The organism is Hyphomonas sp. UBA3195, assembly GCF_002366485.1.
Classification (GTDB): domain Bacteria; phylum Pseudomonadota; class Alphaproteobacteria; order Caulobacterales; family Hyphomonadaceae; genus Hyphomonas.
The window spans coordinates 33,544-52,414 of record NZ_DEXB01000050.1 but is presented as its reverse complement, the minus strand read 5'-3'; the positions used below and the strand labels follow the sequence as shown (position 1 = coordinate 52,414).

The 18,871-nt window shown below is 58.4% G+C and carries 14 protein-coding genes; 9 read left to right on the top strand and 5 right to left on the bottom strand.

What is annotated here, in order from left to right:
• Window positions 1-8 precede the first annotated feature (8 nt).
• The gene (locus B2344_RS15120; protein WP_290485523.1) at window positions 9-422 is read left to right on the top strand and encodes a nuclear transport factor 2 family protein; all 414 of its coding nucleotides are present in this window, start codon (window positions 9-11) and stop codon (window positions 420-422) included.
• A gap of 28 nt (window positions 423-450) precedes the next feature.
• Here B2344_RS15120 and B2344_RS15115 read toward each other — a convergent pair whose 3' ends face one another.
• Window positions 451-990: a MarR family winged helix-turn-helix transcriptional regulator gene (locus tag B2344_RS15115; RefSeq protein WP_051607713.1), complete on the bottom strand. Its 540-nt coding sequence runs from the start codon at window positions 988-990 to the stop codon at window positions 451-453.
• 224 nt (window positions 991-1,214) lie between these two features.
• Between B2344_RS15115 and B2344_RS15110 the strand changes: the two genes are divergently transcribed.
• Together B2344_RS15110 and B2344_RS15105 are read left to right on the top strand one after the other, a co-directional pair.
• On the top strand, window positions 1,215-2,462 hold the full coding sequence (locus B2344_RS15110) for a cytochrome P450 (protein WP_290485522.1): 1,248 nt from the start codon (window positions 1,215-1,217) through the stop codon (window positions 2,460-2,462).
• Window positions 2,463-2,878: 416 nt separating this feature from the next.
• The gene (locus tag B2344_RS15105) at window positions 2,879-3,868 is read left to right on the top strand and encodes a LysR family transcriptional regulator (RefSeq protein WP_290478954.1); all 990 of its coding nucleotides are present in this window, start codon (window positions 2,879-2,881) and stop codon (window positions 3,866-3,868) included.
• Between the two features lie 12 nt (window positions 3,869-3,880).
• On the opposite strand, the gene B2344_RS15100 is transcribed toward B2344_RS15105, so the two are convergent.
• From B2344_RS15100 to B2344_RS15090, 3 genes are all read right to left on the bottom strand, one after another.
• On the bottom strand, window positions 3,881-4,249 hold the full coding sequence (locus B2344_RS15100) for a helix-turn-helix domain-containing protein (RefSeq protein WP_206992697.1): 369 nt from the start codon (window positions 4,247-4,249) through the stop codon (window positions 3,881-3,883).
• Between the two features lie 246 nt (window positions 4,250-4,495).
• Window positions 4,496-8,608, bottom strand: a complete 4,113-nt coding sequence (locus tag B2344_RS15095) for a translocation/assembly module TamB domain-containing protein (protein ID WP_290485521.1) — start codon at window positions 8,606-8,608, stop codon at window positions 4,496-4,498.
• Entirely contained in the window at window positions 8,608-10,443 is a 1,836-nt protein-coding gene (locus B2344_RS15090; protein ID WP_290485520.1) for an autotransporter assembly complex protein TamA, read from the bottom strand. Before B2344_RS15090 ends, B2344_RS15095 begins: the two co-directional genes overlap by 1 nt.
• 220 nt (window positions 10,444-10,663) lie before the next feature.
• On the opposite strand from B2344_RS15090, the gene B2344_RS15085 reads away from it, so the two are divergent.
• Window positions 10,664-11,686, top strand: coding sequence for a calcium/sodium antiporter (locus B2344_RS15085; protein WP_206992700.1), 1,023 nt, complete (start codon window positions 10,664-10,666; stop codon window positions 11,684-11,686).
• 1 nt (window position 11,687) lies between these two features.
• A complete protein-coding gene (gene queF, locus B2344_RS15080; protein WP_290478951.1) occupies window positions 11,688-12,155 on the top strand; it encodes a preQ(1) synthase in 468 nt (155 codons plus the stop codon).
• Here the strand turns inward: queF and B2344_RS15075 are convergent.
• Window positions 12,152-12,739, bottom strand: a complete 588-nt coding sequence (locus tag B2344_RS15075) for a nitroreductase family protein (protein ID WP_242517504.1) — start codon at window positions 12,737-12,739, stop codon at window positions 12,152-12,154. The two genes, queF and B2344_RS15075, sit on opposite strands and share 4 nt — an antisense overlap.
• Before the next feature lie 177 nt (window positions 12,740-12,916).
• On the opposite strand from B2344_RS15075, the gene B2344_RS15070 reads away from it, so the two are divergent.
• The 4 genes from B2344_RS15070 (at window position 12,917) to cysE (ending at window position 18,816) form a co-directional block, all read left to right on the top strand.
• Window positions 12,917-13,627 (top strand): TetR/AcrR family transcriptional regulator, encoded by a 711-nt coding sequence (locus B2344_RS15070; RefSeq protein ID WP_206992703.1) that lies wholly within the window; start codon window positions 12,917-12,919, stop codon window positions 13,625-13,627.
• Window positions 13,624-14,808, top strand: a complete 1,185-nt coding sequence (locus tag B2344_RS15065; RefSeq protein ID WP_290478950.1) for an efflux RND transporter periplasmic adaptor subunit — start codon at window positions 13,624-13,626, stop codon at window positions 14,806-14,808. The genes B2344_RS15070 and B2344_RS15065 overlap by 4 nt, the downstream gene beginning before the upstream one ends.
• Window positions 14,809-14,813: 5 nt before the next feature.
• Window positions 14,814-17,933, top strand: coding sequence for an efflux RND transporter permease subunit (locus B2344_RS15060; protein ID WP_290485519.1), 3,120 nt, complete (start codon window positions 14,814-14,816; stop codon window positions 17,931-17,933).
• 70 nt (window positions 17,934-18,003) lie between these two features.
• A complete protein-coding gene (cysE, locus tag B2344_RS15055) occupies window positions 18,004-18,816 on the top strand; it encodes a serine O-acetyltransferase (protein WP_206992706.1) in 813 nt (270 codons plus the stop codon).
• Window positions 18,817-18,871 lie beyond the last annotated feature (55 nt).

Sequence of the window (18,871 nt, the reverse complement as noted above, 5' to 3'; positions counted from 1 at the left end):
CTCACAAGATGATGACCCCATTGGAAACCACCCAGACCTGGTATGCCGGCGTGCATGAAGGTGACTTCGACAAATTGTTCGGAGTCATGGCCGAGGATTGTACGATCGAATTCTACGGTCCGAGTGTCATCCCCTTCGCAGGAATTTTTCGCGGCAAGGAGAAGTGCAAGATCTTTTTCGGCCATGTTGGCAATGATGTGGACATCGAGACGTTTCGTCAGGACGAGTTCATAGCGGAACGCGACAAGGTGGCGGTGACCGGGCATCTACGCATGGTGCTGAAGGCGACGGGGCGCCTTTACGCGGCTGATTATGCGCACATCCTTACCATTCGGGATGGACAGGTCATCCGCTTCCGGGATTTTCAGGATAGCGCTCAGGCTGTGCATGTCGCGTTCGACCTGACGACGCCGGAACGCTAGGAATGAACGTGCGTCCCGCCCTCGATTATCAGCTCAACTCTTTGGGCTTTGTCGCGCTGTTGCGCTTCGGTTTCTGCTTCGCGGCAGCCTCGGAGGCCAGCTCATGATGGATTTCGGTTACTCTGGCCAGGAAGTGAATCCCGGACCTGATTTCATCGTCGCTGAGACGTTCGACCATTGTTTCCACAAAGGCGGTGCCGTTGCGCATCATGCTTTCGACAAACTGAACGCCGCGGGGCGTCAACACGACAAACTTCTCGCGTCCGTTTTCGGGGTCTTCGACCATTGTGATCAGGTTGAGGGGCGGCTTGGACAGCGCACGGAGGGATTTCGAGATCGCCGAACTCGTTACTTCGTACCAAGACGCCAGCGCATGCGCGATGTCCTTGCGACGCATCTTCTTCCCATCAGTGCCGCGCGTATGGATGGTCCAGAGGAGACAGGCTTGCTGGCGTGTCAGCACGCCGCATTTGAGGGCGTCCTCAATCTGCATTCCCACCAGATAGTGGATCGGGAAAAACAGGTCGAGGAAATCCTTGCTCGATTGTTTGCGCTTCGAAAGGTCCATCCAGTCTCCGGTTCATTGCTGCGCCCTCGCCGATAAGCGAAGTCGAATCTCCCTTCAAATACCGAGTCTCCAGAATGCCCGACAAGAAGGAACTGCGCCATGTAACAAAAAGGTCCTAAGGACACAATAAACCAGCGCACGCAAATTCGAGCGCGATCCATACCCTCAACAATCATGCCGGTTGCCAGCACCGCGCTGGGCCGCTGCACCCGGGAGAAGACCAGATGACACAAGCCTCCACCCAGCCTTACATTCCTGATGAATTTCACGTGCGGGATCTTTATCACCCGGACGTAATGGCGAACCCCTATCCGTATTACGCGCATCTGCGCGACTTGCCGATCCAGTTTGGCCTTGAAGATTATCCGCCGGGCACCATACCCGGCTTGGACAAGCCGTATCCCGCGTGGGTCGTGCTGAAGCATGCCGATGTCCAGGAAGTTTGCCGGCGCGCAGATGTCTTCTCGTCGCGCGATATCATGCAGGAAGAATCCGAAGCGCCGACCCTGATGCTGGTCAATCATGACGATCCTCGCCACGCGGAGCTTCGCAAGATTGCCCAAATGGCGTTTTCGCCCAAACGGGTCATGAGCGACGTGGCGCCATGGATGGAGACAACGGTTGAAGCGCAGCTCGACATGGTCGGCGGCGGGACGGTAGATTTCATGCAAGACTTGGCGCCGAATTTGCCCGCGCTCGTAATGACCAAACTGATCGGTACGCCGGAGGAGGACTATGTCCTTTTGCGTCGCTGGGCCAATGCCTTCATGGTGACCTCTGACTTCACCCTGGCGGAGCGCCAGCAATGCAATATCGAGCTCTGGAATTACTATCAGTCAGCGGTCGACCAGCGCTACGCCGATATCGAGACAGGCAAACCGGTTCCCGACGACTTGATGTCTGCCTTCATCCAGACTGAGTCGAACGGAAGCCGCCTGACGCGTGAGGAAGTGGTGCGATTTTGCCTGACGCTGGTCGTGGCTGGCGCAGAGACCACGGGCTATCTCCTGGGAAATCTGATTGATGTGCTGGCCGATGATCCCGAGATGTATGCGACGCTCCGGACCGATCGTTCACTCGTGCGGGCCTTCATCGAAGAAAGCCTGCGCCGGGACGGGCCGGTTCAGCGTCTCCACCGGGTATGCACGCAGGACTACGAACTTGGGGGAGCGCAGATCAGAGAAGGAGATTGGGTGGCGATCTTCCACGCCTCTGCCAATCGGGACCCGGCTGTCTTTGAAAGGCCGGATGAGTTTATTCTGAAGCGACCGAACATGATCAAGCAGGCCACATTCGGGCATGGTATCCATCATTGCATGGGGGCAGGGATTGCTCGCAATGAAGCTGCCCAGATGATCAACAGCCTGCTCAACCGCTACAGCCGCCTGGAATCAGCAGGTGAACGTGTGCGCCAAAGAGGCGGTCTGCTCAATTACGGCCTGGAGACATGCCCTGTGAATCTGGTTGTGTAGCAGATCAATTTCAGGTGACGTGGAAATGCAAATAGGTGCTTGATCGTTGATTCCGCAATCCTGCATGGGGTCGCTCAAACGTGAAAAACCATGTGCTGCAGCATGGGCTTGCCAAGTAGGTCTTCGGCCCGGCCCGAATGAAGCGAACGGGGTGTAGGCCCTGAATTGCATTTCCCAATTCCATGTGGACGAGGGTGCGCATCCGTTTGGCCTCCAGATTGCCTGATAGCAATCTGGCGCGGTCAAATAAGCAAACTCGGATCATAATCTAGTTAAAGTCACGCCACGCCGTTGTATTTCTTGGTATTGAGGATAGTATTTCTCTCAGTATTCATGAAGCTATCTGTGTTCAGGCTAGTCGTTTGACTGACGAACATATTGATTGAACAAGTAGCTTCGAGGCTTCTGGAAACTGTATGACCAACCAACGGATCGACTGGGACAAACTGCGTGTCTTCAAGGTAGTTGCTGAACTGGGCAGCATGACATCGGCCGCGGCGCGGTTGAGGGAGTCGCCTCCGACAGTAAGTCGGAAGATTGATGAGCTCGAAGAATTTCTGAGCAGCAAACTGTTTACCCGGTCAACTCGCGGCATGGAGCTGACGGAGACCGGGAAGACGGTGCTGCGCTATGCGCGGCAGATGGAAGAGTCCGCCAATGAAGTGCTCAGCAAGGCGATCGGCAAGACCGATGGCACCGAAGGCCGGATCACGATTGGATCGGGTGACGGTGTCGGACCGTACTGGATCGCCCCGCGCCTGGCCGAGTTCCAGACAGCGCATCCAAAGGCGCAAGTTCGAATGCACGTTAAGGCAGAGGAGCCGGACCTGCTGAACGACGAGGCGGACATCTCGATCCAGTTTACCGAACCTCGGGACCCGGAGATTATCTCGCACAAACTGGGCACACTTCATTATATTGGTTTCGCATCCAGAGAGTACCTCGACGCGCAAACGAGTCAGCCTTCCAGCATGTTCGAGTATCATCAGTACAGGTGCATTTTGCACGAATCATATGTTCAGCAAGTTGAGCGATGGGCCCCCAAGGCGCATGAGTTGAAGAAAATGATCGATTTTGCGTTCGTCACGAATTCGGCAAGCGCCATGATCACGTTGTGCCGGAGAGGTGGAGGGATCGCGCTGCTGCCGACATACCACCAGGATGTCTACCCGGATCTCGTCGCATTGGACATGTCGGAAGTGGCGCCGATCCAGTTCTGGATAGCGTATACGGAGCAGACGCGGCGGTCACCGCTTGGCAACCTCATGATCGAATGGATCAAGTCGCTATTTGACAAGCAGGTCTCGCCCTGGTTCACGGACGAGTTCTATCACCCAAAGCAGCGGATCGAAGCTGAAGCCGAATTTCACGAAAGCGTGTCGGTGCCAAGAGTCACCGGCACGTAGATCCTTTTGGGATCAGTCGCTCGACATGACCCGCAAGACTTTTGCCATCATCGAAAGGCGCTCTTTGGAGGGCGTACGGTCGATCCAGGAATGGCATTCTGCGCGAACCTTTGCGGACGGATCAGCGTCCTTGTCATCGTCAGCGTTTTCGTCTTCGAAAAGGCTGGCGATTGAGACGCGTAGGACTTCCGCGACATTGGCAAGCATTCCGGCGCTCAATCGATTGGTGCCGGTCTCATACTTCTGAAGCTGTTGATGGCTGATGCCGAGTTCAGAGCCAAGTTCAGCGAGGGTCAGGTTTCGATCCAGACGAAGTTTTCGGATTTTTTCGCCAACCATCTGATCGACTGCCGTAGGGGCTCTGGAAGTAGATTGCTTCATGACCTGCTCGCTCCATATATCCATCAGAGGTAACCAGTTTTCCCGCAAAGGGTGTTATGGCAAGGATGCCACTACCCAAGAAAATGGAATGCACACTGAATTTTGCGTTTCATCCTGATTGCTGCCCCAATATTGGACCCGTTTGAAACACTGAAAAACCCATAAAAAGCAGCGTCATCTGCTATTGCTTAACCCAGGTTAAATCGCCCCCGATCCTACCTCAGATGGATTAAACCTCTGCAATTTTTAATAATCTTTTTTCCACTTTATTGAGAGCGTGGCATCGCCATCTGTAGTAGTTTCTGAAGTAACAGAGACCTGTGGTCTTGGCTCCCACTCAACTTCAACGGAGCTGCCTGCCGCGCCCGCCGAGTTTAACTCGAGATATACATCGTCTGCGATGTATTGTCCGACTCCTACTTGCGCCGAGCCTTCATCATTGGTTCCGAATGATAGCCGGTCCACACCAAGGGCGGCTTGAAGCCCGGATGTGGGGTCGAATCCGGAACTGTTACCGCTGAGTCGCGCAATTGAATTGGCCAGTTGAGCTGCTTCCAGCGCTGACAGGTCCACCGAGGACCGCCCGAATAGCAGGCGTGACAGAATTTCATCCTCTGGCAAATCGGGAGAACTTGTTAGCTCAATCGTGGGGCTCGTGGGTGTGCCTGTCAGGGCGACATTCGCTTCAAACCCGTTCACCGTCCGGTCTGCCTCTACCTCCAGGCGGGCCCGCCGCAGAGGACCGTCAAAATAGACGTTACCGCTGTCGAATATGAAGGGGCGCCCGGCCAGGTCCAGTGTTCCCCGGCGCATCGTCGCTATGCCGTTGAGGCGAGGATCGGCAGCCGTCCCGGTCAATTTCAGGTCTGCTCCCCATTCGCTTTCCAGTCCGCGACCATCAATGAAGACCCGGCGATCCGCTGTGATCTGCATATCCAGCGCGAGTGAATGCCTGAGTGCGCTTTGGCCGTCACTTGCGTCGCCATCCTCTTTCCAGCGCACGTCGATGGCCTGTGCTTTGGATGATGGCAGGTTGTCGAGATTGAACCGAGCCGATCGTACGTCGACATTTCCGGAAACGGTCCGCTTGTCTGCGCCACCAGCGAGATTGACCTTGCCATCCACGCGAAGTGAGTCGCCATCCCGATTATAGACCAACAGGTCAGCAAAATCGGTCGTGAGTTTGGTGTCGTCTGCCGAGAGTGTACCGGACACGCTCACCGTACCGCCATCAGCCCCTTTGCCCCTTCCGCGCAAGGTTAGGGCCTGGTCGACATAATCTGTGTCCAGATTCAAATTCACGAGCCTGAGGCTTGTTGCCCCGAACTCATAAATGCCATCCGTCAGCTTTGCTTCAGCGCTGAATGCGGGTGTTGTGAGTGTTCCGGTCAGGTCGGCCGATGCGTCTATGACGCCGCCAATATCATGTCCATATGCCAGGGCGAGCGATCTCAAATCCGACAAGTCGCCCTGAAGATTGGCCGTTCCCTGCACGGGGCGCTCCATGTCCAGGTGCGCGATACCGTCTGGATCGGCAGCGACCGGCAGGGTCGCCGACCCCGCAAGTCGCAAGTCGCCATAATCGCCTGCGCCATCCACGATCAGCGCTCCGTTCCTCAGTCGACCTGCCAGATCAATGGCCAGGGCGCGCTCGAGCCCGGGTATCGGACCCTCGACATTCATATCAAACTGGCCTTCCGGATTTGCTCCGAATAACAGGAAGTCTCCATTGCCATTCACCATCACCCGGCGCGTGGCTATACCCGCTGAAGCCAGGACCGGAGCCAGGTCAACACTGTCGACCGTCAGGGTCATGCGGGGCGTACGGGTTCGCTCAGCAATGCGCGCTTCGATACTCCCGCCGAAGATGGCGATGTTTGCCTCGACCGAGGGAGTTTCGCCCAACCGCCAACTGACGGGCTGAACGGAGCGGACAGCCTCACCAAGCAAGGTGCCATCCAGTTCTATCTGGCCGCTAGGATACTCAGCCCCGAAATCCGCCTCACCCAATATGTTCAGCGAAGTGGGTCGGGCAGTATGTTCGCGTTCGACCTGTATTGCGAAATTGTAGCCTTCCGGGGCATTGCGAATTTGTCCGTCTACTGAGTCGAAGCGAAGCGACGGCGAGAGCCAAACATTCTGAACCTGGCCAGAGGCGGTGATCGACATGTCTTCATCCGGGGCCCGGTCCACGCTCAGTTCGACATCAAATGCACCGACATGCCGCGAGCCGAGATCAAATCGGTCTCCGACTATATTGAGTTTGAGGTCGAGCCCGCGCTCGCCGCCATACAAGAGAGACCCTGAAAGCTGGGCCGTCTCATAGTCGGATTGGATGTCCCGCAGTGCGAACACACCGTCAGACCAGGATGCCATGGAGGTGATCTCGACAGGGTGGTCGCCGGCAATACCTTGCAAGGCGACCGGACCCGCCCAGCCATCGCCCGACCGTCTGAGATCTACGGACGTTTGCAAATCAGAGATAGCAATGGAGCCACGGCTAAACGCGCCGCCTGAGGATGCTAGGCTTATAGCATCCACGCCTCTTGGGCCGGAGAGTTGGAAGATGCCGGTGCTGAGGTCGATTACCGAACCCGAGATAGGGATGGCATCGGACTGTGTGAATTGACCCGACAGGTTCGCGGCCCCGCCAGGTGCGTAAGTGCCCGATAGGGACAGGTTCATATTGTCGCCATCTATTCTGGCGGTCCGTACACGATAAGAGGAGTCTGCTTTTTGAACTGTGGCGCGCAGCCGCGCGATATTTCCGAAAGCTTTGGCGGCCGTCGCATTCATCTCATTTATACCGTGCGCGTTGACGTCTGCGACGATTGATGGGGCGGCAAACGGACCCGTCACCGCGACGCTTCCGGTGGAGGATAAGTCGGGTGCGGATGACAGGAGGCCAGACACCTGTTGAAGCCGCGCCTGAACGTCAAGTGTCTTCTCGCGTATACTGATCGCACCGCTTGCTGCTATGCGTCCTTTGGCAAGACGTGCAGTCGAAGGGTCAAGGGTGACGACCCCGGTGTCCCGGTTGTAGTCGCCTGCGACATCCACCTTCGGTGATTGGCCTGCGATCCGGCGACCCGTCGCATTCGATGCCATGATGCCGGTGCCCTTCAGCGACCCTTTGAAGTTAACATATCGTCCGGTAGATACGATCTCCACTGGTCCTTCGACTTTCTTGAAAGGCAGGTCCGCACCCGCATTGGCGCGTAGTGCAGCATTGCCAGTCAGTCCGGGAGCCTCGCGGGGATCAGTCAGAGAGCCTGAAAAGACCAGATCGGTATCGAGGTTGACCAGTTCCTTGAGACCAGAAAACGTCACATCTAGATTGATCGGACCGTCGAAGTCGCGCTGGCGGCTGCGATATACACCGTTTGCGGACATGGACCCGGATGCAAGTGTGCCGGAAAATTCGAAAGGAATGCTCGCCTTCTCAATATCTCCATCAAGTTTCAGGGCGGCGGAGGGACCTATTAGTGTTCGCAGCTGTTCGGAGATCGGCAGGCGCGATGCGTTGATGTCCGCGCTGGCCAACAAGCCGCCAGCCGTGATCTTGCCCGTCAATTCGGCGACGGTCGCTCCTGAGATCTTCAGCTGAGCAAAGCCATCGCCATCATCCAGCGTTCCGCTGGCGCGGGCGCTGAGCGACGCACTATCGCCGTCGGGGAGATTTGAGAGTGTGGCCAGGGTACCTCCAGCGGGAGCGTCGACTTCTGCGTCTAGCCGGTAGGCACCTGAGGCTGTGCGCTTCAATGTGGCATCCACCCGGTCGCCGACACCTTCGAGCGGAAGCGCTGTCAGGGATAGATCGAACGTGCGCGATTTCGGCAAACGGAATTGGCCATCAATATCAAAAGCAGCGCGTGGACCGGCCACGCCTTCCTGCAACAAAAGCTCCGCGATACTGAGTTGATCGAGGGACACGGCCCAATTGCTGGAAGATTCCGAATTCTCATTCTCATCCCGTTCCAGGACGGGGCGGCGGCGCACATCGATTTTCTCGGCGCTGACAAGGTCAAGTTTCACGGTCTTCGACATCAGCCGCGCAGGTGACCAGGCGACGGCGACATTTTCCATGGTCAGCCACACGCCTTCAGAATCGGTCAGCGTGACGCGTGATGCGCCGAGCCGGTCCAAAGGGTCGCCGCTGAGGCCATCGATCTGGATTGTGCCCAATGGCCCCGCTTCACGGCCATCGATCTGAGACTCCACGAAAGCCCGCCCGCCGTCTGAGGCAATCCAGAGGCGTGCAGCAATGAGCAAGACGACCAGCGCAATGAGTGCCGACAGGATGGCCATCAACCATTTCCGTCTGCGGATCATGCCCAGGAGAGATGTGAGCGCCGCCATCAGAAAGATTGTCCGATGGAAACATAGATTTGAAGCGGGTCTTCCCCATCGCGGCGGTCGAGTGGGGTGGCAATGTCAAACCGGACTGGTCCGAAGCCAGGGTAAAAGCGCACACCAAGTCCGAACGATGTCCGCATCTCGCCGAAGGCTTCGTCGATGGAGTCAGCTGCATAGCCGGAGTCGACAAAGGCGACGTAGCCCCACCGCTCGGACTTTCGCCAGCGCAGTTCAAGCGAGGCGGCGAACATGGCGTCGCCGCCAATGATGTTGCCGTCGGAATCTGTCGGTGAAAGAGACTGGTACTCGAAACCTCGTACGGACCCACCACCGCCCGCAAAGAATTTCCGGTCGACCGGCACGCCTTCGTCGCCCAGGAACGTGCCAGCTTCGGCACGCACAGCCGCGACCAGGCGGTCGGAGATTTTTCGATACGTCGAGGCGGAACTGGTAATTCGCGTATACGACGCTTCTCCGTCCCCGAACGAAATACCCGGCTCAACACCAAGAGAAACGCGGTTACCAGCCTGTGGGTCCAGCGGTGCCTTCACCGTATTGTAAGTCGCGCCGAGCGGAAACGAGAGGGTAACCTGCTCGACATAGTCGTCCTCGCCCTGCGCCCGCAGCTCGTAGTCGGTGGAGCGGGTCGCGTCCAGCGTCGTCCCAGCGGACAGCGTAAATTGTTCGTTGAAAGGCTGGGACAGGCTGGCCGAGACGCTCGCGCCTTGTAGGTCGTAGGCGTCGGTTTCTTCTGCGCGCACGCCTGTCTCAGCGGAGAAGTCACGCCCATAGCGACCGATATTCGGCCGCTCATAACTCAGCGTCAGCTCGCTTGTGCGCGTTGCGATCTGGGCATCGACACCGAGTGTGTCGCCAATGCCGGTCAGATTGCGTCTCTCCCAGCTGGCGGTCGTGCCAACACCATCAGATGTCGAGACGCTGACACCGGCGCCAACGGAGCGACGCTTGCCTTCAGATAGCTGGAGTTCGACGGGATGCAGCCCATCGCTGTCGGCTGTCTTATGGATGTTCACGCCGATGCCGTCGAAGAGATTTGTTCCCCTTACGCGCGTTCGCAAGGTTTCCATCTTCTCCGGGGCATAATAGTCGCCAGACTGCCAGTTGCGGAGGATGTTGATGGCGCTGTCTTTGGTTTTCAGCGAGTCTGGAACAACGAGTTCGCCAAGTTTCACGCGAGGGCCTGGAACCAGCTTGTAGGTTAGCTCCAGGGTCTTGTCGGCGCGGGATGCGAGCGCATCGATGCCCTCGCTTTCTGCAAACGCGTAGCCGAAATTGCGGAGCTGACTGACGAGCTGCTTCTCCAGCGTCTCTATGTCTTCGGTGACCGCCCATGTGCCGATGCCCAGCTCATCTGTAACGGCGTCGATCTGATTGCTGACATCTGCGGGCAAGTCATCCACGCCGGAAAGGGCCACCGATGCGATCGTGAACCGTTCGCCCAAATCCACATCAAGACGCGGGCGCGTGTCCATGTCTTCCACGAGATCCGGGCTGACAATGGCGGTGAAATAGCCTTCGGAAGCGAGGTATTCCTCAAGGGCGCCAGCGGCCTGCGTGGCGCGGCGGCGCACATCCAGAAGGCTGGTCGGCGCTCCGGCGCGAATTTCCACCGCGTCGCGCGCACCCGATTCCAGATCCCTCGGCAACCCCTCGATCGTGACGGGAATTGTGGTCGTGTCGGACGCTTGAGTTTCGTCGTTGCCCGTAAAAGGAAGATAGGCACAGGCGGGTATCAGGCTGAGCGCAAGACAGCAGACAGCAGTCCTGCCAAAGGGCAGGGCACGACTCTCCGCTGGGCGTTCTGCCCGGTTTACCATCCTGTGCTCGATCCTTGCCTATTCATTGAGTTATGTGGGCCTTCTGGCTGAGTGTACGGTGAACAAGTTTGCTGAAATTTGTCACTTCCAAGCCGATAGCTGTTTTTTTGCATATGGGCGATACGTCCCGAGCTCGCAAAAATAGTCTTCACTGGCCTGATTGCGCGATGTCTGGCTGTCCCCCATATTTACAACTTCAATCTTTCCCGTGGGGATTTTCATGACATATCTGATGGTTCTGGGCGGCCTCGTCCTCCTGTTTATTGGAGGGGAGGGGCTGGTTCGCGGATCGGTCAGTGTTGCGCGTAAGCTCAACATTTCCGAACTGGTCATAGGCCTCACTCTGGTCGGTTTCGGTACGTCGGTTCCTGAACTTGTGACCAGTTTGCGCGCGATAAATGAAGGCGCCGTCGGCATAGCGGTTGGCAATGTCGTTGGTTCCAACATCGCCAATATCCTTCTCGTGCTCGGTGTGGCGGCCCTGATCCATCCCATCATTACCAATCCACGCGCCCTGATGCGCGATACATCGATCATGGTCATTGTTACCGCCCTTCTGTGCGTGTTGATCTGGTTCGACCTGTTTTCACGCCTTGCAGGATTTGTGCTGGTCGCATGTTTGCTGGGCTATATTGCCTTCTCCGTGTTTGCCGACCAGGCAGCTGGCGACGAAGTGGCTGAAATGCACGCCGGGGAAGGCGAAACGGTTGAGGCCAATTACGGCGTGGTGAAGGGGGTATTCATTGCCCTGGCGGGCCTGGTGGGCGTGGTGTTCGGCGCGAAGCTGCTTGTCGACGGCGGCGTAGTCATTGCACGAGAGTTTGGCATCAGCGAGACGGTCATCGGGCTCTCTATCGTGGCGGTCGGGACCAGTCTGCCAGAGCTTGCCACGTCTGCCATCGCGGCTTTCCGCGGCAAGGCCGATGTCGCGCTCGGCAACATCATTGGTTCCAACATATTCAATATATTGGGTATTCTCGGCCTGACGGCTCTCGTCCACCCGTTCAGCGTGCGCAGTATGCCGAGTGGAGATGTGACAACGGATGCATTGGCCTCTGGCGCGGGCCACAGCCTGATCAGTGTCGGCGACATGTCCGCGCTCGTCCTGTCGGTTGCGTTGATGGCGCTGTTTGCCATCACGGGCAAGCTGATCGCCCGCTGGGAAGGAGCAGTTCTCCTTTTGGGCTATGCGCTCTATATGGGATTGACCTTCAATCTCATTCCCGTACCGGCGATCCTATAATATGGCTGACAATCCGATCTATCAGGGCCTGGACCAACTCGGCCAGCAGACCCACCAACCGCAAAACCCGGAAGACGCCCAGCTGGAGCGCGTGCCCAACCCGCATGCTGGCACGCTCTATCTGACACGTTTCGTGGCCCCCGAATTCACCTCGCTTTGCCCGGTGACAGGTCAGCCGGATTTCGCACATCTTGTAATCGACTATGCGCCCGGCGAATGGCTGGTGGAATCCAAGAGCCTGAAGCTCTACCTTACCAGTTTCCGCAATCATGGCGCTTTCCATGAGGATTGCACCGTCTCCATCGGCAAGAAGATCTTCGATTTCACGGAAGCGACCTGGTTGCGTATTTCGGGATACTGGTACCCGCGCGGTGGCATCCCGATCGACGTGTTCTGGCAGTCCGGCGAGGTGCCTGCCGGACTTCACGTTCCGGATACAGGCGTTGCGTCCTATCGTGGTCGCGGTTAGCGCGTCCAGCGGGTCACGAGTTTGGACATATCCGCCCGTCCGCGTTCTGGTGGGGATATTTTTGAGGTTCCGAGATAGATGAAGCCGGCGACCCGTTCGGTCTCGGACAGGCCAAGACGTCCCGCAACCTGCTTATCGAAGGCTGGCCATTCGCTTAGCCAGGCCCCGGCCCATCCGCTCGCATTCGCAGCGAGCAGCAGATTGTAGCAAACCGCTCCGGCGGAGAGTTCCTGTTCCCAGACGGGCGTGCGACCGTCATCCGTTGGAGCAGATATCACTGCGACAACCACGGGCGCGCGCAGAAAAAGACCGGCGGCTTCCAGCAAATCCCGGGATTCAGCGCCTTCAAGCGTTTCCCCCCGAATGCGCGCCAGCTCCTGTCCGAAATCTTCGCGGGATTTTCCTTCAAATACGATGAACCGCCAAGGGGTCATCCGGCGGTGGTCTGGTACCCGCGCGGCAATTTCGAGCAATTCATCCAGCGCCTCAGGAGACGGCCCCGGCTCACCAATGAAATGTTTTCCGGCAGAGCGCCGCAAGGCGAGCAGCTGCCGCGCCTCGGCGCTTGGACGTGTTGCCAGCATGGGTGTCGCAATGGCTGGGGCGGGAGGGAATCGCTTTGTCATTGCGGCAACATAGGAGGGTGAGACTCGTTCTTAAAGGCGGTCTTTAACGATTGCAGGCTTGAGCATTTGCGTGGGGAGGCGTACAAGAGTGAACAGTGTTCACTTTCTGAACGGTTTGCGCGAGTAATGTGCCATATGCAGACAGATAACGCTTCCGAAGCGACGCCAGCCGATCGTCGTCGCTTGCGCGTGCGGGAATCGATTATTTCCGCTGCAGAGCGCGTTTTCGCCAGGGAAGGCGAAAACGGCTTGTCAATTCGACGGCTCGCCGATGAGATCGATTACTCACCCTCCGCAATCTACAAGTATTTCGGCTCGAAGGACGAATTGATTGATGAGTTGAAGGAGGCGTTTTTCGAGCGGCTCCTTCAGAAGGTTGATCGCAGCTCCAGTGCAGACCGTCCTTTCCTGCAACGCGCCAAGGCGTGCGTGGCAACTTATGTGGAGACGGCAGTAACTCGCCCCTTCCACTACGCCGCAGCCTTTTCCAGTATCCAGAGCACCGTCCCGGAAGGCTGTGCCGCACCATTATCCTGGGACGGATTTGTGGCGTCTCAGAAAGGACAGGCCTTTGGTGTGCTGATCAGTATGGTCACTGAAGGGCAGGAGCTTGAGGTTTTTGATCCCTCGCTTGATCCCGTCATGGCGGCCAAATCAATCTGGGCCGCCTCTCACGGGCTCGCGCAATTGCTCATCCACATGCCGCAATTCCATCAGCTCGTCCCGAACCAACAGCCGATGACCGCAACAGACTTCATTGAATTCCATGCCGATCTTCAGATCCGTGGGCTGCTAAAGCCTGCTGCCGGGACTGGAAGTGGCCGCCTGTCAGGACAAAACCCATGACCGACATTGATCACACCGCCGGAGATACCGCACGTGACAAACGGCCGACGGCCCTGAAGGGGCTGTTCTTCTTCATTATCCTGTTGCTCGTTTGCGGCGGCCTTGTGCTGGCTGCGACGCAGTTGCGCAGCAAGGAGGGGCCCAAAGTGGCTACGGTCGCGCCTGAGCCAATGGCGGTGCAGGTCGCGCCAGTCGAGTTGACCACGGCCTTCACGCTGAACGAAACCTATTCCGGCCTTGCCGAAGCGCGACGCAATTCTGCGCTGGGCTTTTCCACTGGTGGCCGTATCGAGACCATTGCCGTTGATGTGGGCGACCGCGTCAAGCGGGGCAGCATTCTGGCAAGCCTCGACACGCGCGGCCTGCGCGCCCAGCTCGCGTCTGCCACCGCTGTGGTCGAAGAGGCGCGCGCTGCGCACTCTCTCGCCCTGAGCACGGTCGAGCGACAACGTACCCTCAAGATGCAAGGCCATGTATCCCAGCAGGCGGTCGATGAAGCCGAAGCCCAGGCGAATACTGCGCTGGCCCGAGTCGAAGCGGCCAAGGCGCAAGCCGATATTTTCCGTGTCCAGATTGACCTGTCCCGCATCCCGGCGCCGTTCGATGGCGTGGTCACGGCGCGCAGGTCAGATGAAGGCGCGATTGCCGGCGCGGGCCAGCCGATTCTGGACTTGGTCGAAGCGGCGCATCTTGAAGCGCGCATCGGGCTACCCGCCAACAGCGCGGCGCGTCTGATACCTGGAGATGCGTATACTTTGCAGGCCGATACAGGGGCGGTTGAGGCCGTCTTGCGTAGCGTGACCGGCGTGATCGACCCGGCGCAGCGCACGGTCGCAGCTGTGTTCGAGATCAATGATGCCGAAATCGTCGCTTCCGGCGCTGTGGTCCGTCTGACCATGGAGCGGGATATAGACGAGCCGGGCTTCTGGGTTCCGGTGAAAGCATTGTCGACGGCCTCTCGCGGCCTCTGGACTATCTATGTGGCGGAGCCGGTCGGCTCAGGCTGGCAGGTTGCAACGCGCCCGGTCGAAATGGTGCATACTGATGGTGACCGCGCTTTCGTGCGCGGCGCGGTGACGGATGGCGAGCGCGTCATCACCAATGGCCTGCAGCGTATTGTGCCTGGCTTGCCGGTTGAGCCGCGGGATGTTCACCGCGCCTCCACCGTGAATGGTGGCTAGACCCGATGTCGACACTCTTCTTCAAATTACCGCGCCTGGCGATCCTGGCCATTCTCGTAGTCCTGATTGGCGGACTGGGCGCGATGCTTACTTTGGGGCGTCAAGAAGACCCGACCCTGATTGAACGCTATGGCTATGTGCTGACGCCATTCCCCGGCGCAGACGCTGAGCGGATCGAGGCGCTGATAACAGAACCGGTTGAAGCGGCGCTGATGGAATTGCCCGAAATCGAAGACGTGACCTCGACCAGCAGGTCGGGCTTCTCGCAGGTCCGGGTCGAAATTCGGGAAGACCTGTCCGAAGCCGAAGTCGATGATACCTGGACTCTGATCCGAGGGCAGGTTGAGGAGGCCCGTGCGCAGTTCCCCTCAGGCGTCGGCACGCCCGAAGTCGAACGCCTCTATGTCGGCGCCGCGACGCTTGTGGTGGGCCTGACATGGACCGGCGAGGGAGATCCGCCGATCACTGTCATGCGGCGTCTCGCGCTTGATCTCGAAGACCAGTTTCAACGCCTGCCCGGAACAGAAGAAACCGAAACCTATGGCATGCCCGTCGAGGAAGTGCGCGTTGTCGTCGACCCACAAGCGCTTTCGGCATCCGGCCTGTCTTTCCGGCGGGCCGCGGCATTAATCGCCTCGGCTGACAGCAAGACACCAGCGGGCCGCTTGCGCGGTGAAGGCGGCACGATCGGCTTTGAGGTCGGGGGTGAATTCGATGGCATATCCCGTGTTCGCCAGGTTCCGCTCTTGCAACGTGCCGACGGATCGGCTGTTCGCGTGGCCGATGTGGCCCGGGTTGAGAAGGGCTTTGCCGATCCGTCCACTCAGCAGGCCTATGAGAACAATCTCCGCACGGTCATGGTCGGCGTCTATATTTCGCCCGGCCAGCGCGTCGATAAATGGGCTGAAGGTGCGCGTGAGATATCTGAAAATTTTGCGGCATCCGCGCCGCCAGGACTCAAGGTCGAGACAATCTTCGACCAGAGTCTCTACACCAATGACCGCCTTAACGGTCTTGCGCAGAGCCTGTTGTTTTCCGCCTTCATCGTCGTCCTCGTCCTGTTCGTCACGATGGGGTGGCGTTCGGCCATCGTGGTCGGCATGGCCATCCCGTTGACGGTTAGCCTCGTGCTGATCCTGTTCAGTCTTTTTGGTCACCCGCTGCACCAGATGTCGGTGACGGGGCTTGTCATTTCACTTGGCCTGTTGATCGACAATGCGATCGTTGTGGTGGACGAATTCGACCAGTTGCGCGCCAAGGGGCAGAACCGTTTCGAAGCGATCCGCAAGAGCCTGAATCATCTGGCAGCACCGCTCGCGGCCTCCACCCTGACAACGGCGCTTGCTTTCGCGCCCATCGCCATGCTGCCCGGCGGGGCAGGAGAGTTCGTCGGCATGATCGGCCTGTCAGTCGTGTTCTCGATTACAGCCTCCTTCGTGGTATCCATTACCGTCATCCCGGCCATGGCCGGTTGGTTTGACCGCAAGCGGGGCTGGGAGACGGGGCATGCAAAGCGGCCGCGTCGATGGTGGCGCGACGGCTTCACCAATGATTTCATTTCCGATGGTTATCGCGCCTCTATTGAGATGGTGCTGCGCTATCCGCCGCTTGGTATTCTGGCCGGTGTCGCCCCTGCGGTGTTCGGCTTCTGGCTCGTTGGTCAATTGCCATCACAATTCTTTCCGCAAACGGAACGTGACCAGTTTCAAGTGTCGCTGCAACTCTCGCCCGAGGCCGACATCCACGATACGGTTGATTTGGTCCATCGCGCGACCGAGATGATCAGTGGCATCGAGGGGGTCGAGGATGTGACATGGGTGCTCGGCCAGCCCTCTCCGCGCGTCTATTACAATATCATCAACAATACCGAAGGCGTTGAAGGCTTTGCGTCTGGCTGGGTCCAGCTGGATTCGAATGAGCGGACGCATGAAATCGTCGGAGAAGTCCAGCGCAGGGTGCGCGAAGAATTTCCGAGCGCCCGTTTCCTGGCACTGCCATTCGAACAGGGCCCGCCTGCGGATGCGCCGATTGAGTTCCGCATCATGGGGAATGACTTTGACACGTTGAACATGATTGGGGACCAGACACGCGCCGTGCTCGGACAAACCCCCGGAGTTACCTACACCGTGGCTTCGCTGGAGCTTGGCGCGCCGACCATGCGCTTGCAGGCCGATGAAGCCGCCTCTGCAATGGCGGGCGAGCGCCTGACTGATATTGCGGCAGACCTTAGCGCAGAGCTCGAAGGTGTCCGGGCTGGATCGGTCCTTGAAGGCACCGAGGAATTGCCCGTGAAAGTCATCGCGCCGATGTCGCGCCGGTCCGGCATGTCAGATTTGCGCTCGGCAACGGTTGGCAATGGTTCAGGCACACCGATCTCCGCATTGGGCGAGGTGACGCTCGTTCCGGAGACAGCGGTCATCACGCGCCGGAACGGCCAGCGGATGAATCAGATCCTGGCCTATCTGGACCCCTACACACTGCCGGCACCGGTGCTGGAAGACTATCAGGCCCGTTTCGCGGAAACCGGCTTTCATGTGCCAGCAGGGTATGAAGTCGTCGTCGGTGGCGAGGCAGAAAACTCCAGCGATGCGGTTGGCAATCTTGCCGCCGTAGGTGTGCCGCTTGTCATGGTGATGGCGGGCGCGATCATGCTTGTGTTCAACTCGTTCCGCATGATGCTGCTTGTGCTTGCCTCCGGTTTCTTGTCGCTCGGTTTCGCCTTCTTCGGCGTCTGGCTGTTCAATCTGCCATTTGGTTTCAACGCCATCATTGGCGGGCTTGGCTTGTTCGGGATCGCGATCAACGGCTCGATTGTGGTCTTGTCCCTGTTGAGAGCCAATCCCGCAGCGATGGCCGACGATGTGATTGCCCAGCGCGAAGTGGTCGTGGATGCCACCCGGCACATCGTGGCAACGACGCTGACGACCATGGGTGGTTTTGTGCCGATCCTGCTGACTGGGGACTCTTTCTGGATGCCGCTGGCAGCGGGAATTTCAGGCGGAGTTGGTGGGTCGGCGCTGCTGGCGCTGTATTTCACGCCCGCAATATTCCGCATCACGACAGCAAAACCCGTTCGCACCGCGATGCGTCATGTGTTTAACCGCTCGGAAATGCCGGCTGAGTAATTGGCTGCCAACACTTGCACTCGGGCAAAAATCGCCCATCTCGTTTAGTCAGGGACTGGAAGGAAGAGACATGCCAGAGAACCCGGATATCGGCGCCCCGGCGCCCGCCTGGAACCGCCTGCGTTTTGAAGCGCGCGCTGCTGCTGCGGATGAGCCGACCCTGTCGAGCTATCTGAACTCCGCGATCCTGGCGCATTCAACCTTGTGTCAGGCGCTGTCATTTCATCTGGCTGAAAAGCTCAAGAGCCCGGTCATGAGCACCCAGCAGGTGCGCCATATCCTCAGCGATACCTATGATACCCACCGCTCTCTGGTGACTGCGGCGGAAGCCGACATGCAGGCCGTTCTCGAGCGTGATCCGGCTTGCCGGGGCATGCTTCAACCCTTCCTCTACTTCAAGGGGTTCCTCGCGCTTCAGACCTATCGCGTCGCCAATCATCTTTGGCGCGAAGGCCGTGAAACGCTGGCCTTCCATTTCCAGAGCCGCGCTTCGGAACTGTTCGGCGTCGACATTCACCCCGCCGCCCGCATCGGTACCGGCGTCATGCTGGACCATGCGTCCGGCATCACGATTGGTGAAACAGCGATTGTTGGCGACGACTGTTCGCTCCTGCACGGTGTGACATTGGGCGGTACAGGCAAGGAAGTCGGCGACCGCCATCCGAAGATCGGCAAGGGTGTCTTGCTTTCGGTCGGCGCCAAGGTTCTGGGCAACATCCATATCGGTGACGAAGCCAAGGTTGCGGCCGGCAGTGTCGTGCTGAAAGATGTGCCCGCCAAGTGCACCGTTGCGGGCGTTCCGGCCCGGATTGTCAGCGGTCCATCCTGCTGTCATCCGGCCCAGACCATGGACCAGACGATTCCCGACGAGATGGGCAAGTAATCCCAAGTTTCGCCTGACAGGCGTTCGCGGTGAATACAACTCTCGTCACGGCTGA